Source organism: Streptomyces sp. DSM 40868, assembly GCF_011820545.1.
GTDB lineage: Bacteria > Actinomycetota > Actinomycetes > Streptomycetales > Streptomycetaceae > Streptomyces > Streptomyces eurythermus.
In genome coordinates this window covers 1,050,241-1,065,815 of the sequence record NZ_CP050504.1, presented here as the reverse complement: position 1 = coordinate 1,065,815, position 15,575 = coordinate 1,050,241, and the positions used below count along the sequence as shown (strand labels likewise).

Here is a 15,575-nt window from a genome sequence, read left to right as displayed (position 1 = left end):
CTTCCCCTGCGCCTCGGTCACGCGACTCGTTCGGAGTTCTTGCATTCCCGGTCGCCGAGAAACGTCGACGACGGGAGGACGGACGCAAAGCCAGTAGTTCGCCGACGATCATAAAGCGCTCCGCCAGCAGGTCACTCGAGCCGGTGTCGGAGCTGCTCAACCTGCTTGGGGCGGGTGCGAGGCCGCATATCGGTACATCGGCCGACCATATCGCCACAGCTCGATTCGTTGCTTTGCGGCAATGCTGTGGAGAAGGGCACGGAAAAGGGCCCGGATATTCACAACCGATCTGCGGTTTCATCACGGGTCTGACACAGAACTCGCCGTGCCGCCGTCCTTCCGTGGCTCGGTGAGAAGGAGGCGCTGCCAGACGTCGACGAGTATCTCGATATCCGCACTGGCCGTCGATCGACCCGCAGCGCGCACCACTCCTCGTGGGTGAGGTCCGGCTCGCGCAGGGCCGCGTCCGTTCAGCGTAATCGGCCGCTTGCTGAGCGGTTCCATCAGATAGGCGTACCTTGACGGTTACCACAGCTTGCGCGACGACTTCGCCGTCCGGCAGGACCGGCGCCTCGGTCACGGTTTCACCAGGAATGTGTTCGGCGCGGCGGGACGCGGGGTTCGGTCAGTCGTTCTCCGGGCGTTCGCCCTTCGGGCCGCGTCCGTGTTCCGTCTTCGGGCCGCCGCGCCGCCCTGCCGGTTCCTGCCGCAGGGTCGGCTTGGCGGCGGCGTCGGCGTCCTGGTCGGAGATTCCCGAGCGCTCGGCCTCCTTGCGCAGCCGGGCCCTGCGGGTGTCGTACTTCTTCCTGCCGGGTTCGGGCACGACGATCACCTCCGGCACCCGGATCCCCCCGCGCCTTCCGGCGGCAAACGCCCCCGAGGTCCCGGTGCGCGGGTCAGCCGGCCGCGTTGTCGACCCGCATGCGCACCTGCTCCTCCAGCCGCCGCAGGCTGCCGTCCAGGGCCTCGCCCACCGCCCGCTCGCCCGGGTCGTGGCTCTCGTCGAAGAACGACAGGTGCACGGTCACCTCGCTGGCGCCGCTGCCGATGCCCGCCACCTGGAGCCAGCCGGTGTAGGCGCCCTGCTCGCGGGTGCCCCACTCCAGGCGCATCTGGTCCGGCGCGGCCCGCAGCAGGGCGGGCATGTCCTGGCCGGACAGGTCCTCGTGCACGGTCACGGCGGGCGGGTCCTCGACGCGCACGTGCAGGGCGTCCGGGAGCCAGGCGTCGAGCTGGGCGACGTTGGCCGCCTGGTCGAAGACGTGCTCGGGCTGCGCGGGCATCGTGCGGGAACGTTCGTACTCGGACATCGTGGGAGCGCCCCTTCCGGTCGGAAGTCGTACCCCGACCGCGTGCCCCTTCCACGGCCGCCGAAAAGCCCCGGCCGCCGAACGTGGGAAACCGAAGGGCTCAGACCGCCGCGCGTGCCGTCCGCTCCACCAAGGACACGCCGTCGCCCATGGACGCGTTGCCGTCGGACAGCACCGCCACCAGGTACCGGTGCCCCCGCACGGCGATCTCGCCGACGCTGTTGACGTCCCAGCGGCCCGTGGTGCTCCGCTGGAGCCAGCCGTTCTTCAGCGCCGGCCGGGCCCCAGGGCTCCCGGCCGCCGAGACGCCCCAGGACTGCCCGGACTCCACCCGGCTCATCAGCGTACGGACGTAGGCCCGGGAACCGGCGTCGAGCCCGCCGGAGCCCCGGCGCACCGTGCCGTTGGAGTCGAACACGGCCCGCAGCAGCCGTATCTGGTCGCTCGCCGTGGTCCGGGTCAGCCCCCACTTGCCGCCGGGCCCGCCCGTGGTCGAGGTCAGCCCCAGCCGCTCGTTGGCCGCCGCCAGTCCGGAGGCGCGGCCGATCCGCCGCCACAGGGCGTTCGCCGCCGCGTTGTCGCTGCGCCGGATCATCGGCTCGGCGAGGTCCCGTTCGGCTTCGCTCAGCGGGCGGCCCGCGTCCTGCGCCCGGAGCAGCAGCGCCGCGAGGATGTCGACCTTGACGATGCTGGCGGTGTCGTACGCCCGGTCCGCGCCGCGCAGTACGGCGGTGCGGCCGGTGCCGTCCAGGTCGAGCACCGCCGCCGTGGCGTGCGCCCGGGCTTTCCCGGACGGGGCGGGCGGGGCCGCGGCCGCCGCCGGGTGCGGAAGGGCGGCGGCGGACAGGGCGACGGCCGCGGTCACGAGGGCGCCGGCGGTGGTCCGTGCGGTGCGGGAGGGGCGGATCGGCATGGGTCACGAACGTAGACAACCGGCGCGTCCGGCGGCATGGCCGCCGTCACGTTCGGGCCCTGTTCCCGCGGATTGTGACAAGAGCCACCGATGGGACGCATCGTGCCGCCCGGCTCGCCTCCCCGGCGGCGTGTACACGCGGCCGGGCCGGACTCCTCGTCTTATGGTCGCCCCGACACCGACATCCGGAGTGAATATGGGTAAAACGGATGATTCGGCGGGTGTGGCGCGGGGCGTGACCGTCGTACCCGCCGGTCCGACCGTGACGCCAAACGGCCGGTCCCGGCCGTTTGGCGTCCGGCTGTGGCCGTCACGCGTCCGGTCGGGGTGGCTCGGTGCCGCTCTCTTGGCCGCTGCCGCTGCCGCGGTCGTGCTCGGGCCGGCCGGCACCTCGTGGCTGGGGCATCCGGCCGTCCAGGCATGGCGGACCGTCTGCCTGGCCATCACCGTGCAGGCGCTGCCGTTCCTGCTCCTCGGCACCGCGCTGTCCGGCGCCATCAACGCTTTCGTGCCGGCCGGTCTGTTCGCCAGGGTGCTGCCCAAGCGGCCCGCCCTCGCGGTACCGGTCGCCGGGGCCGCCGGTGCCGTGCTGCCCGGCTGTGAGTGCGCCTCCGTGCCCGTCGCGAGCAGCCTGATCCGCCGGGGCGTGCCACCGGCCGCCGCCTTCGCCTTCCTGCTCTCCGCGCCGGCCGTCAACCCCGTGGTGCTCACGGCCACTGCCGTCGCCTTCCCCGGCAACCCCGCGATGGTCGCCGCCCGGCTGCTCGCCTCCCTCACCACGGCGGCCGTGATGGGTTGGCTGTGGCTCTGGCTCGGCAAGGAGGAATGGCTGCGCCCCCTGCTGCGCCACCGGCACACCGGGCACCGGCCCGGACACAGCCGCTGGACCGAGTTCCGGCTCGGCTTCCGGCACGACTTCCTGCACGCCGGCGGCTTCCTGGTGCTGGGCGCGATGGCCGCCGCCACCTTCAACGTCACCGTGCCGGGCGCCGTCCTCGACGCCTTCTCCGGCTCGCCGTGGCTGTCGGTGCTGTTCCTGGCGGGCCTCGCCGTGCTGCTGGCCGTCTGCTCGGAGGCGGACGCGTTCGTCGCCGCCTCCCTCACCGGGTTCCCGCCGACCGCCCGGCTCGCGTTCCTGGTGGTCGGGCCGATGGTCGACCTGAAGCTCATCGCGCTGCAAGCCGGCACCTTCGGCCGCGCCTTCGCCTGGCGGTTCTGCACGGCGACCACCGTCGTGGCGGTCGCCGCCAGCGTCCTGATCGGGGGAGCACTGTGGTGAAACGAGCGGTCCAGAACCTGCTGCCGGCCTTGATTGGGGCCGGCCTGCTGCACACGGCCCTCTTCACCGACCTCTACCTGCGCTACGTCAAGGCCGGACTGCGCCCCCTGCTGATCGGGTCCGGGGCGATCCTGCTGCTGCTCGCCCTGACGACGGCCGTCACCCCCGCCGGCCGACGCCCCGCCGGGCACGCCGACGACCACGGCCACGGGCACGCCGACGACCACCACGGTCACGACCACACCGGCACCCCCCGCGTCGCCTGGCTGCTGCTCCTGCCCGCGCTCAGCATGCTCTGCTTCGCCCCGCCCGCGCTCGGCGCGTACACCGCGGCCCGCGCCAACGACAAACCGGTGACCGTACAGCGCGGATTCGCCCCGCTGCCCGCGACCTCGCCCCTGCCGCTGACCCTCACGGAGTTCACCGAGCGGGTGCGGCAGGACCGCAGCCTGGCCATCGAGGGCCGCACCGTCCGGCTGACCGGCTTCGTCACCCCGGCCGGGCGGGACGGCGGCTGGTACCTGACCCGGATCGTCTTCTCCTGCTGCGCCGCGGACTCCCAGACGGTCCGGGTGCGCGTGTACGGCAGACCGGCGCCGCCCGCCGACACCTGGCTGGCGGTGACCGGTACCTGGCACCCGCACGGCACCCTGGGCACGCCCACCGCCCAGGCCGCACTCGACGTCCGGGACGCCCGGCCCATCGCCCCGCCGGTGAACGCCTACACCGACGACCTCCCGCTGACCCCGTCCTCCTGAGACGGGTTCCGGAAGCAGGGCCTACGACCGGCCGGGACGGGTGCAGGATGGTGTCGTGACGCTCGCTCCGCGGCCGGAACCCGGTCACCGCGTCAGGACCGCCCCGGTCGCGGGCCGCCGCTGCGCGGAAGGAGGCGGTGACGATGACACGGACACCCCCCACGGCGGTCACCCGGGTGCGGCTGTGGCGCTGGCGGCGCAACCCGCTCAAGCGGCACAGCGACGTCGTCGAGGCGTGGATCGTGCTCGCCGGCTGGCTGCTGGCCGTACTCGTCGGGATCGTCGCGGGCGTGGCGGCGGCCCAGACCTCCGAGTCCGCGTTCACGGAACGGCTGGCCCGGCTGCACCCCGTCTCCGCCGTGCTCACCGACGGCGCGGCCCGCACCCCGGCCGCGGGCGGCGGCTACGACGACGGGCGGGTGTGGGCGACCGTGCGCTGGACGGACGCGGCCGGATCGGTGCGCACCGACCAGGTCAAGGTCGCCCCCGGCGCCCCCGCCGGAAGCCGGGTCACGGTGTGGACGGACCAGGCCGGCCGGGTCGTGCCCGCGCCCGTCACCGGCACGGCCGCCGACGTCCAGGCGGCCCTCACCGGCGCCCTCGTCGCCCCGGCGGCCGGCGCGCTGGTCTGGGGCGGCGTACGGCTGATCCGCGGCTCGCTCATCCGGCGGCGCATGGCCGAGTGGGACGAGGAGTGGAAGCAGATCGGACCCCGGTGGGGGAACCTCAGCGGTGGCGTCGGCTGACCCGGGGGCGGGTACGGACACCCGTCGCCCGGCCCGGCCCCGCGCGCGTGAGGGCGACGATCCGGTCCCGGGTACAGGCCCCGGCCCCGCGCGCGTGAGGGCGGCCCGACTGGTTACCCGGCACCCATGACCAAGCTGCACGTTCCACGGCGGCTGCACCGGCGGGCCGCCGACGACAACCCGGAGCCCCGGACACCGACGCGGCAGGAGGCCGGGGCCGCGCCGGAGCCGGGGCACGTGCCGGACCGTTACGAAGAGCGGGAGTCCCGGACACCCGCGGCGGAGCCGGAGCGCGTGCCGGACCGTGACGAACAGCGGCAGTCGGACCATGACCGGCCGCCCACCCCGCAGGAGGCCGGGCCCGCGCCCGAGACGGAACGGGCCGCGCCGGACAGTCCGGTGCGGCTGCCCCGGCGGGCCTGGGGCGCGGTGTTCCGGGGCGCGCTGCGCGAGTTCCGGGACGACCAGCTGACCGACCGGGCCGCGGCGCTCACCTACTACGGCGTCCTGTCCGTGTTCCCCGCCCTGCTGGTGCTGGTCTCCCTGCTGTCCGTCGTCGGCCGGTCGGTCACGGACCGGGTGCTGGCCAACGTCCGTGGTCTCGCCCCCGGCCCCGCCCGGGACATCCTCGAGCGGACCGTGGGACAACTACAGGACAAGGCCGGTATCGGCTCGGTGATGGCGCTGGTCGGCATCGTGCTGGCCGTGTGGTCGGCGTCCGGCTACGTGGCCGCCTTCATCCGCGCCGCCAACGCCGTCTACGACATGCCCGAGGGCCGTCCGGTGTGGAAGATCCTCCCGGTGCGGGTGGGCGTCACGGTCGTCCTGATGGTGCTCTCCGTGGCCGGCGCGCTCATCGTGGTCTTCACCGGCGGCCTGGCCAAGCGCGCCGGACAGGCGCTCGGCCTCGGCGACACGGCCCTGACGGCCTGGTCGATCGCGAAGTGGCCGGTACTCGTCCTGCTGGTCACCCTCATGATCGCGATCCTGTACTGGGCGGCCCCCAACGCCAAGGTCAGGGGCTTCAGGTGGATCACCCCGGGCAGTGTCCTCGCCCTGCTGATCTGGCTGGTGGCGTCCGCCGGCTTCGCGTTCTACGTCGCCGGTTTCGCCTCGTACAACAAGACCTACGGCGCGATGGCCGGCGTCATCGTCTTCCTGGTCTGGCTGTGGATCACCAACCTGGCCATCCTGCTGGGCCTGGAGTTCGACGCGGAGACCCTGCGGCAGCGGGCCATCGCCGGCGGCCACCCGCCCCACGCCGAGCCCTATGTGCGGCCCCGCGACACCCGGAAGTGGGACGAGGAGGACGTACGCCGCCTGGACCGGCCATGACGCGTACGTCCTCCCCGGCCCGGCCGGCTCAGGCCGCGTAGCCGCCGTCCACCGAGAACTCCGCGCCCGTCACATAGGCCGCCTCCGGCCCGGCGAGGAACGTCACCATGGACGCCACCTCCTCGGCCGTGCCGAACCGGCCCAGGGCGGTCATGGCCGCCTGACCGGAGGCGTAGGGGCCGTCCGCCGGGTTCATGTCGGTGTCGGTCGGGCCCGGATGCACCACGTTCGCGGTGATGCCGCGCCCGGCCAGCTCCCGCGCCAGCGCCCTCGTCAGCCCGACCACCGCGGACTTGCTCATCGCGTACAGCGTGGCCCCGGGCCCCGGCACGCGCGCGGTGACACAGCTGCCGACGGTGATGATCCGTCCACCGGATCCCATCAGCGCGGCGGCGGACCGGGCCGCGAGGAACACACCGCGCACGTTCACCGCGAGGACCCGGTCGATGTGGGCGAGGGACAGGTTCTCCAGCGGTTCCATCACCCCGACGGCCGCGTTGCCCACCAGGACGTCCAGCCCGCCCAGTTCCCCGGCGGCCCGCCGTACCGCGTCCGCCGCCTCCACCGTGTCCGCCGCGTCGGCGCGCAGGGCCACCGCCCGCCGCCCCAGTGCCTCGATGTCCCGTACGACCGCGTCGGCCGCGTCCTTGTCGTGCACATACGTCAGGGCCACGTCCGCGCCCTCCCGGGCCAGCCGCCGGGCCGTCGCCGCGCCGATGCCCCGGCTGCCGCCGGTGACCAGGGCCGTCCTGCCGTTCAGAAGCTCTCGTGAAGTCATGTGCCCATCCCACCGCCCCGGGCGCGGGAGCACCGGCGGGGAACGGACGTCGACCTGACCGGGGTGGGCCGGACATCGGCCTGCCCGGCGGGGGGCCGCACGTCGACCCGACCGGGGGTGGCCGCACGTCGGTCTGACGGGGTCGGAGACCGACCTGCCCGGCGATGGGCGCGGTCAGCCCGTCAGGGGGCCGCGCGGGCTGATCAGGCCGGTCTCGTAGGCGAGGATGGTGACCTGGACCCGGTCGCGCAGCCCGAGCTTGGACAGCAGCGCGTTCACATGGCTCTTGACCGTGCCGGTGGTGACGCCGAGTTCCGCGCCGATCTCGGCGTTGGTCAGCCCGGACGCGATCTTCAGCAGGACCTCGCGCTCCCGCTGGGTGAGCTTGCCCAGCGGCCCGCCGGCCACGGGCGGGGGAGGGGCACCGCGGGCGAAGGTGCGGATGAGCCGGCCGGTCACGGCGGGCGCCAGGATGCCGTCGCCGGCCGCGACCACCCGGATCGCGGACAGCAGCTCGTCGGGCCGGGCGTCCTTCAGCAGGAACCCGGACGCCCCGGCCCGCAGCGCCTCGTACACGTACTCGTCCAGGTCGAACGTGGTGAGCACCAGCACCCGCGGCCCGCCGGGCTGCGTGGTGATCAGCCGGGTGGCGGTGAGCCCGTCCATGCCCGGCATCCGGATGTCCATCAGGACGACATCGGCCTCCCGCGCCGCGGCGAGCGACACGGCCGTCGCCCCGTCACCGGCCTCGGCCACCACGGTCAGATCGGGTTCGGCGTCCACGATGGCCGCGAATCCGGCGCGGACCACGGCCTGGTCGTCGACGACGATCACGCGTATGGCGACGGGGACACCTCCTGGACGGGGGCCCCAGGAGCCCCGGCCGGCAACGACACCCGTAGCGTACCGGCCGGTTCGCACACCATTCGTCCCTCACCGGCGGCGACCCGCACCCGCAGGCGTTCGGCGACCGGGCCCGCGACGGCCAGCCGGACCCCGGTCACCGTGATCCGCAGCGTGCCGCGGCGGCGTCGCAGGGTCACCCGCGCCGGGCCCGGGTCGCCCGCGCCGAGCGCGGCCTCGACGATCCGGTACACCGACACCTGCGTGGACGGCGGCAGCCCCCGGGCGGCCTCGGGCAGCCCCCGCAGCCGTACCTCGCGGCCGGCCGAGCGCAGGCCCGGCCCAGCGCGTCGAGGTCGGCGGCGGACGGCGACGGGGCCAGCGGCCCGCCGGGACCGCCGTCGCCGTCGTCCGCCAGACCGCGCAGCATCTCCCGCATCGCGGCCAGGGCCGCCCGGGCCGTGTCCGCGACCTCCGTCAACTCGCCCCGGCGGGCCGCGCCCACCAGCGCCCGGGTGTGCGACAGCACCGCCTCCCGCAATGTGGCCGCCAGCCGCTGCCGTTCGGCCTCGGCCGCCCGGTCCGCCTGCCACATCGAGCCGGCGAACGCGAAGTCGTCGTACGCCATCGCCCGTACCCGGCGGCGGCGCACCAGCAGACCGGCACCCCACACGGCGGTGAACACCGGTGCCAGCATCACGGACAGGAGGAACGACAGCAGCACGGCGTCGGCCGGGCCCGCCGGCTCGCCCGCCACCATGCCGTCGGCGCACGCGAGCGCCGTCACGGCACCGGCCGCCCCGAGCGTGGTCACGGCCGGCGCGGGCCAGGTGTGCCCGGCTCCCGGACCGTAGGCGGCGACCGCGTACACGGCCAGCGTCTCCGCGAACGTGCCGGCGACCAGGAGCTGCGCGACGTGGGACGGCAGGGGCACCGCGACGACGGCCAACGGTCCCGGCCAGGCCGTCGCCAGCACCGCGCCGAACACCGCCCACGGGGCCCGCCTGCGCCACAGCAGCGGCAACGCGCGCACCACCAGCAGCCCGCACACCAGCAGCAGCTCCGGCAGCACGGCCCGGCGCGCGGCGCCCGGCCAGTCCTCCGTGACCGCCAGCACGCCCGCCACCGGCAGCAGCACCGCGGCCAGCACCAGCGCGGGATCGGCGAACCGCTGCTCCCGCAGGACGTCACGCCGCCAGCCGGTCTCCTCCGGCCGCCGCGCGGCGGCGGCGTCGGGCAGCGTCGCGCGCACCCGCCAGCCGCCCTCCGGTGTGGGCCCGGCGGTCAGCTCGCCGCCGATCTGAGGCGGCCCGCTCGCGCATCCCGGCCACGCCGCGCCCCGCGCCGAGCCCTCCGGCACCCTGCGCGGTGACGCGCGGCGGCGCGTTCTCCACCGTCAGCTCCAGCAGCCCGTCCACCCGCCGGACGTCCACCCGGGCGGCGGCGCCGGGCGCGTACCGCAGCGCGTTGGTCAGGGCCTCGCGGACGATGCCGTGCACCGCCTCGGCCGCCGGGCCCGCGAGGTCGTCCGGGACCCGCGCGGTGACCGGACGGCCCAGCCGGCCGAAACCGGCGACGAGTTCCTCGATCCGCCCGCTCATCGGCCGGTGGTCCGGCCGGCCGGAGTCCCGCAGCAGCCCCACGAGCCGTTGCAGCGCGGTGAGGGTCTCCGTGCCGGTGCGCTCGGCGAACGCCAGCGCCTCGGCGGACAGCTCGGGCCGGTCGTCGCGCAGCCGCAGTGCCGCGTCCACGGTCACCACGACGGAGGTGAGGTGATGGGCGCTCACATCGTGCAGTTCCCTGGCCAGTCGCCGGCGCTCCTGGTCGCCCGCGAGGCGGCGGGCCTGCTCCGCCCCGGCCAGCCGCCGGGCGGCGGACAGCCGGCCGGCCAGCCACCGGTGCCGGGCCTCGCCGAGCCCCGCGCACAGCACACAGGTGCCCAGCGAGATGGCCATCGTGGACAGCAGCGGGGCCCGCAGGCCCTCCGTCACCGCGGCCCCCACCCAGTCGACGCCCACCACGGCGGCCAGCGCGCGCACCAGGACCGGCACCGGGCAGCGCACGGCGACGGAGTACAGGGCGATCAGCGAGCCGGGGCCCACATAGCCGTCCGGCCAGGCGAGCCCGCCGAGCACCCCGGCGGCCAGGGTGCCGGCCAGCGACCGCACCGGTGCGGTACGGCGCCACCCCAGCGCGGCGGTCTCCACGGCCAGCGCGGCCACCACGGCGGCCAGGGCGAGCGGACCGGGGGTGCCGTCCGGGTACACCCCGGGCCACAGCAGGACGCCCTGCCCGGCCGCCAGCAGCAGGGGCAGCAGCCAGTTGCGTATCGTCTCCATGTCGCCGACGAGCGTAAGGGCCGCTCCGTGCGGCGGGCACCGGCCCCGGGGTGGAGGTGCGTCCCCAACCACGGGTAGAGACACCGCTCCTGCCGTGGGCCGATGGCACGGCTCCGGAACTTTGGCAGGCTGACGGCATGACACAGCCACCGCTCGCCGAGCAGCTCCCGTACCACCGTCTGGCCCGTCTCGCGCCGCGCCACCGGTGGTGGCGCCCGCTGCTCGGAACCCTGGTCGTGGCCGTGGGCTATGTCCTCGCCGTGCTCGTCCTCATGCTCTGCTTCCTGGTCCTGGGCGTGGCCCTCGGGTACCCCGAGGACGCCGACGGCTGGCCGGAGTTCGGCCCCGTCTCGGGCACCGCGCTGGACCTGCTGTCGATCGCGGTGGGCATACCCGTGCTGCTGCTGACCGTGCGCTGGATCGGCCGGCGCCCGGCCGGCACGGTCTCCTCGGTCACCGGGCGGCTGCGGTGGCGCTGGCTCGGGCTGTGCGTGCTGACGGCCGTGCCGGTCCTCGCCCTGGCGATGGGCGCCATGTTCCTGCTGCCCTCGGACGGCGGCGAGGCGGAGAGCCAGTGGGTGGGCTGGCCGGCCTTCGGGCGGGCCCTGGCCATGCTGGTCGTGCTGGTGCCGTTGCAGGCGGCGGCGGAGGAGTACGTCTTCCGTGGCTGGCTGACACAGACGGCGGGGGCGTTCCTGCGTTCGCCGTGGGCCGCGCTGGTGCCCCAGGCCGTGCTGTTCGCCGCCGCCCACGGCTGGGGCACGGTGTGGGGCTTCGCCGACCTGCTGGTGTTCGGGATGTGCGCGGGGTGGCTGACCTGGCGGACGGGGGGACTGGAGGCGTCCATCGCCCTGCACACCGTCAACAACCTCCTCGCCTTCGGTGTGTCGGCCGCCGTGGTGGACGGGCTCGCCAGTGACGAGACCGCGGCCGACGCGGGCTGGCAGACGGTCGTGCTCGACGTCGCGGGCATCGTGCTGTACACGGCGGCCGTGACGTGGTGGCTGCGCCGCCGCCGACTGGACCGCACCGCCCCCGCGCCGCTGCCCGGACAATGGCCGGTGCACCCGTACGGTTCGGTGCCCGGGCAGTGGCCGGTTCACCCGTACGGTGTGATGCCCGGACAAGGTGTGATGCCCGGGCAGGGTGTGATGCCCGGACAGGGTGTGGTGCCCGGACAGGGTGTGGTGCCCGGACAGGGTGTGGTGCCCGGACAGGGTGTGGTGCCCGGACAGTGGCCCGGTCACCCGTCGACCGGTGCCCCCGTGTCACCGTCCGGGACCGCCCACCCGGGGGCTGCCGCGCCCTGGCCGGGCACGGACCGTCCGGCCGGGCCGGGGGGCACCGGGGAGGACACCCCGGGCACCGGGTGAGCGGCGCACCGGCGGGTCCGCACATGAGCCCACGGAGGCGGCGACGGCCCTGGGAGGCGGTGACGGCCCGCACTTCGGGGACTCGGCGCCGATGGAGCACGGGGCCACCGTGCGCGGCCCGTCGGCAGACATGACGCCGAGCGGTGCGGTGGTGTGCGAGGGTGTGCGGTCGGCTGGTGGAAGATCGGTTCCGTGGGCGGAGCCGTGTCCTCTCCCGGAAGGTACGTCCGTCGACCCGTAAAAGCCCTACATGCAAAGGAAGTTGACGTCATGACCGACACCCGCGCCGTGGCCGTCCTGGGCACCGGCATCATGGGAGCCGCGATGGCCCGCAACCTGGCGCGCGCCGGACACACCGTGCGCGCCTGGAACCGGACCCGCGCCAAGGCCGAACCGCTCACCGCCGACGGGGTGCTGGTCGCCGGCACGCCCGCCGAGGCCGTCGAGGGCGCCGACGTGGTGCTGACCATGCTCTACGACGGCCCGGCCGCCCTGGACGCCATGCGGGAGGCCGCCCCCGCACTGCGCCCCGGCACCGCCTGGGCGCAGTGCAGCACCGCCGGTACCGAGTCCCTCGGCGACCTGGCGGCCTTCGCCGGTGAACACGGACTGGTGTTCTTCGACGCGCCGGTGCTGGGCACCCGTCAGCCGGCCGAGGCCGGACAACTCCTCGTCCTCGCCGCGGGCCCGGCCGGTCACCGGCCCGTGGTCGCCCCGGTGTTCGACGCGATCGGCAGTCGTACGGTGTGGACCGGCGAGGACGGCACCGCCGGCACCGCGACCCGGCTGAAGCTGGTCGCCAACAGCTGGGTCGTCGCGGCCACCGCCGCCACCGGCGAGACGCTGGCCCTGGCCAAGGCGCTCGGCGTGGACCCGCGGCACTTCTTCGACGCCATCGCCGGCGGCCCGCTCGACATGGGCTATCTGCGAGCCAAGGCCCGGCTCATCCTGGACGACGAACTGACGCCCGCTCAGTTCGCGGTGGCCACCGCCGTCAAGGACGCCCGGCTCATCGTCCGGGCGGGCGAGGAACACGGTGTGCGTCTGGACGTGGCCGCCGCGAGCGCCGCACGCCTGGAGCGCGCCGCCGCGCAGGGCCACGCCGACGAGGACATGGCCGCCGCCTACTTCGCCAGCTTCGGCGAAGCCGGGGCGCCGTCCGCCTGAGTGCGGGGCCCTGCGCGAGGCGGCCGGCTTCACTCGGCGGTGTCGGCGCCTTCCGCCTTCTCGGCCGTCTCCGGCGCCGGTTCGGCGGCCACGGTGTAGAAGACGGACGAGCCCTGCTTGCTGCGGTGCGCGCCGTTGCGGGCCACGAGGTTCTCCAGAGTGGTCCGCACGACCTTCGTCTGCACCGCCCGCTCGGGGTACGTCCGGCCCAGCGCCTCGGCGACCTCCGCGGCCGAGCGCGGCTCGTTCTGCTCGGTCAGATACCGGCGGACCAGCTCGACGAGCGTCGGCTGCGCGGGCTGCGACGGCTGCGCGGGCTGTTGCTGTGCGGGCTGCGCAGGCTCGGGCTGTGCGGGCTTCGCGGGGGCCTTCTTGGCCGCCGGCTTCCGGGCCGTGGGCTTCTTGGCGGCCGGCTTCTTCGGCCCCGGCTTCTTGGTGTCGGGGCGTCGGGCGCCGCCGCTCTTCCCGCGCGGAGCGGGCACGACCGGGGCCGGGGCCGCGATGCCGAGAGCCTGCTGCATGTTCAGCAGAATGGCGTGGTCGTGCTGGAGTGCGGCCAACCGCTCTTGCAACGCGGCGATTTCCGCGGTGACGCGCTCCTGTTCCTTGACGTTCTGTTCTAGGTCCTTGGTCACCTGGCTGACGTACTGAGAGGCCAATTCGGTGACGGGCCCAGCGGTTTCCGGCATATCTACCTCCGCTTGTGGTGCGACACCTGGATGATACGGGTGAGTTAACCCGTTCTCACCTTTCGTGACACACAGACACGGCGGTCGACCCTGGGCCAGGGCCGCGACCTCGGCGGGGGTGAGTGTCCGGCCGTGGACCCGGAAGTCGTGCACTTGACACCCGTGTTCCGGCGAGCAGGACGTGATGCCAATGGCGCCGGGACGGCAGATCGCGCCCCCAACTTCCGTGTCCCGTACGCTCCGTGGCTAGGATTCCTGCTCATGGCGACGCGCGGACACACCGGTACCCCCCGGCTGGGGCGCCGTACCCGCGCGGCTCTGGTCCTGGTCGGCCTGCTGATGTGTTCCGGGTGCGAGGACTCCCTGGGGCAGCCCCCGCCGCGACCGGCCGGGCCATCCGCCGTCGCCGCGTGCCTGACCGGCTCCGGGGGCCTGATCGCCGACGTCGACAACGACGGCCGCCCGGACCGGATCACCGACCCCTCCCACCACGGCGCCCGCCTGACCATCACCTTCGGCACCGGCTCGCGCCGCGAACGGACCGTACCGGCGCGGGGACTGGCCGACCGCCCGGGGAACCGGCAGCAGTATGTCCGCGCCGCCGTGGCGGACTTCGACCAGGACGGCTGGAGCGACCTGGTCGTGGTCGCCGGGCAGGCCCAGGGCGGCGACGACCCGGTCCCGCCCCGCGTGGCCGAACTGCGGCTGGGACCCTTCTCCGGCACCGGCCGCAGCCGGCGCACCGTACGGCTCGACCTGGGTGCCACGCAGGACATCGCGGTGGCCGACCACGACCACGACCGGTATCCCGACCTGGCGGCCTACACCTACGCGGGCGACGGGGTGTATGTGTTCGAGGCCAGGCTCGGCGACCCGCGCACCGGACTGAGGGCCGGCACCCGCGCGTACACCACGGACGCGGGGGCCACCGGCCACCGCCCGCCGGCCCGCCTCCCGCACGCCGGCCTCACGCCGTTCTACCCGGGGTGCGGGGCGAGGTGACCTGCCTGGAACCACCGGGAACTCAGCGGGAACTCACCCGAGGACGAGCGGGAGTCTCGCGGCCGGCCGGTCGCCGAGTTCGGTCCGTTCGGCGTCGGTCGGGGCCCGGCGGCCCGTACCGATCCGCAGCGCGTCCTCGTCGGACCAGGACGCGGGGAAGGGCGCCCCGGCGATCTCCTCCAGCATCCCGCGCGCCCGGGCGAGGCTCTCGGCGGGCGGTCGTTCGGCGTCGGGGAGGTGCGCGATCAGGTCCAGGTGGTGCAGGGTCCACTCCAGGACGTACGCCGAGAGGTAGTCGCCGGCGGTGAGGACCATGTCCTGGGTGCTCACCCGCAGTCCGGGATCGGCCAGCTCCGCTGCGCGTCCGGCGGCCGAACCGACATCGTCCAGATGGAACTTGAGCAGTCCGGGATCCTCGTAGGCGGCGGCCAGCCGGACCGTCAGCGCGTCCAGCGGGTCGTCGCCGGCCGGCGGTGTGTCCGTGACGTGCCAGTAGGTCACCGCGTCGTGCGTCGGTTCGCCCGCCGCGGGTGTCACGAGGGTGATCAGTACGTCCTGGGCGTCGATGACGAGATGACACACCAGGTCCCGGACGAGCCAGCCGGCGCAGCCGGACGGCCGCGCGAAGTCCTCGTCGGCGAGCCGGGCCACGGCGGTGCGCAAGGCGGTCCAGGAGTGCGGGAAGAGGTCCACCCCCGCAAGCTAGCAGCGCGCGGTGGGGCGCTTCGACCCATTTACCCGGGCCTCCCTCGGCACCGGCCGGTCGACTGCCGACGTGGGTCCCCTCGGCATCGGTCGGCCCGTTGACGACGCGGGGCCCCGTCGGATCAGGCATGCCGGCGGTCATGACCGATCACCGAAAGACCGATACCGCGTAACCGGCACGGCGAGCTGCGCGCGGGGCGGCCGCCCCGCATCCCGGGGAGCCTGCCGCCCGTCGAATGCCCGGCGGCCGTGCTCCCACGCCCGCCGGTCGCGCGGGCACGCAGCGCGGCGGTGTCCGGCTCAGAACATCGCGTCCTCGAAACCCGGTTCGCGGTTCA

The 15,575-nt window shown here is 74.7% G+C and carries 16 protein-coding genes; 7 read left to right on the top strand and 9 right to left on the bottom strand.

Features of this window, described 5'->3' with window-relative positions:
- Nucleotides 1-625 precede the first annotated feature (625 nt).
- The 3 genes from HB370_RS04575 to HB370_RS04565 all read right to left on the bottom strand — a co-directional run bounded on the left by HB370_RS04575 (nucleotide 626) and on the right by HB370_RS04565 (nucleotide 2,223).
- On the bottom strand, nucleotides 626-823 hold the full coding sequence (locus tag HB370_RS04575; protein WP_030784689.1) for a hypothetical protein: 198 nt from the start codon (nucleotides 821-823) through the stop codon (nucleotides 626-628).
- Between the two features lie 73 nt (nucleotides 824-896).
- The gene (locus HB370_RS04570) at nucleotides 897-1,310 is read right to left on the bottom strand and encodes an SRPBCC family protein (protein ID WP_030784691.1); all 414 of its coding nucleotides are present in this window, start codon (nucleotides 1,308-1,310) and stop codon (nucleotides 897-899) included.
- Between the two features lie 100 nt (nucleotides 1,311-1,410).
- Nucleotides 1,411-2,223, bottom strand: coding sequence for a serine hydrolase (locus HB370_RS04565; RefSeq protein ID WP_030784695.1), 813 nt, complete (start codon nucleotides 2,221-2,223; stop codon nucleotides 1,411-1,413).
- Nucleotides 2,224-2,593: 370 nt separating this feature from the next.
- Here HB370_RS04565 and HB370_RS04560 point away from each other — a divergent pair, with 370 nt between their 5' ends.
- The 4 genes from HB370_RS04560 (at nucleotide 2,594) to HB370_RS04545 (ending at nucleotide 6,341) form a co-directional block, all read left to right on the top strand.
- Nucleotides 2,594-3,502, top strand: coding sequence for a permease (locus HB370_RS04560; RefSeq protein ID WP_030784700.1), 909 nt, complete (start codon nucleotides 2,594-2,596; stop codon nucleotides 3,500-3,502).
- Complete coding sequence (locus HB370_RS04555) at nucleotides 3,499-4,260, top strand: TIGR03943 family protein (protein WP_030784703.1); 762 nt, start codon at nucleotides 3,499-3,501, stop codon at nucleotides 4,258-4,260. The genes HB370_RS04560 and HB370_RS04555 overlap by 4 nt, the downstream gene beginning before the upstream one ends.
- 143 nt (nucleotides 4,261-4,403) lie before the next feature.
- Nucleotides 4,404-5,006 carry a hypothetical protein gene (locus tag HB370_RS04550; protein WP_167512945.1) on the top strand — a complete coding sequence of 201 codons (603 nt, stop codon included), beginning with the start codon at nucleotides 4,404-4,406 and terminating at the stop codon, nucleotides 5,004-5,006.
- Between the two features lie 126 nt (nucleotides 5,007-5,132).
- Nucleotides 5,133-6,341, top strand: a complete 1,209-nt coding sequence (locus tag HB370_RS04545) for a YhjD/YihY/BrkB family envelope integrity protein (protein WP_037701917.1) — start codon at nucleotides 5,133-5,135, stop codon at nucleotides 6,339-6,341.
- Between the two features lie 28 nt (nucleotides 6,342-6,369).
- Here HB370_RS04545 and HB370_RS04540 read toward each other — a convergent pair whose 3' ends face one another.
- The 4 genes from HB370_RS04540 to HB370_RS04525 all read right to left on the bottom strand — a co-directional run bounded on the left by HB370_RS04540 (nucleotide 6,370) and on the right by HB370_RS04525 (nucleotide 10,301).
- On the bottom strand, nucleotides 6,370-7,119 hold the full coding sequence (locus tag HB370_RS04540; RefSeq protein WP_030784712.1) for an SDR family oxidoreductase: 750 nt from the start codon (nucleotides 7,117-7,119) through the stop codon (nucleotides 6,370-6,372).
- Between the two features lie 174 nt (nucleotides 7,120-7,293).
- Nucleotides 7,294-7,953 carry a response regulator transcription factor gene (locus HB370_RS04535; protein WP_030784716.1) on the bottom strand — a complete coding sequence of 220 codons (660 nt, stop codon included), beginning with the start codon at nucleotides 7,951-7,953 and terminating at the stop codon, nucleotides 7,294-7,296.
- A gap of 205 nt (nucleotides 7,954-8,158) precedes the next feature.
- Entirely contained in the window at nucleotides 8,159-9,214 is a 1,056-nt protein-coding gene (locus HB370_RS04530; RefSeq protein ID WP_167512944.1) for a hypothetical protein, read from the bottom strand.
- Complete coding sequence (locus HB370_RS04525) at nucleotides 9,150-10,301, bottom strand: histidine kinase (RefSeq protein ID WP_167512943.1); 1,152 nt, start codon at nucleotides 10,299-10,301, stop codon at nucleotides 9,150-9,152. Before HB370_RS04525 ends, HB370_RS04530 begins: the two co-directional genes overlap by 65 nt.
- Before the next feature lie 137 nt (nucleotides 10,302-10,438).
- Between HB370_RS04525 and HB370_RS04520 the strand changes: the two genes are divergently transcribed.
- Both HB370_RS04520 and HB370_RS04515 read left to right on the top strand, forming a co-directional pair.
- Nucleotides 10,439-11,674 carry a type II CAAX endopeptidase family protein gene (locus tag HB370_RS04520; RefSeq protein WP_030784721.1) on the top strand — a complete coding sequence of 412 codons (1,236 nt, stop codon included), beginning with the start codon at nucleotides 10,439-10,441 and terminating at the stop codon, nucleotides 11,672-11,674.
- 270 nt (nucleotides 11,675-11,944) lie between these two features.
- Entirely contained in the window at nucleotides 11,945-12,841 is an 897-nt protein-coding gene (locus HB370_RS04515) for an NAD(P)-dependent oxidoreductase (RefSeq protein ID WP_030784724.1), read from the top strand.
- A 29-nt stretch (nucleotides 12,842-12,870) separates the two neighbouring features.
- On the opposite strand, the gene HB370_RS04510 is transcribed toward HB370_RS04515, so the two are convergent.
- Nucleotides 12,871-13,530, bottom strand: a complete 660-nt coding sequence (locus tag HB370_RS04510) for a hypothetical protein (protein WP_030784729.1) — start codon at nucleotides 13,528-13,530, stop codon at nucleotides 12,871-12,873.
- Nucleotides 13,531-13,791: 261 nt separating this feature from the next.
- On the opposite strand from HB370_RS04510, the gene HB370_RS04505 reads away from it, so the two are divergent.
- Nucleotides 13,792-14,532, top strand: a complete 741-nt coding sequence (locus HB370_RS04505) for a VCBS repeat-containing protein (protein ID WP_030784732.1) — start codon at nucleotides 13,792-13,794, stop codon at nucleotides 14,530-14,532.
- A gap of 33 nt (nucleotides 14,533-14,565) precedes the next feature.
- On the opposite strand, the gene HB370_RS04500 is transcribed toward HB370_RS04505, so the two are convergent.
- Nucleotides 14,566-15,225 (bottom strand): maleylpyruvate isomerase N-terminal domain-containing protein, encoded by a 660-nt coding sequence (locus HB370_RS04500; RefSeq protein ID WP_030784735.1) that lies wholly within the window; start codon nucleotides 15,223-15,225, stop codon nucleotides 14,566-14,568.
- Nucleotides 15,226-15,575 lie beyond the last annotated feature (350 nt).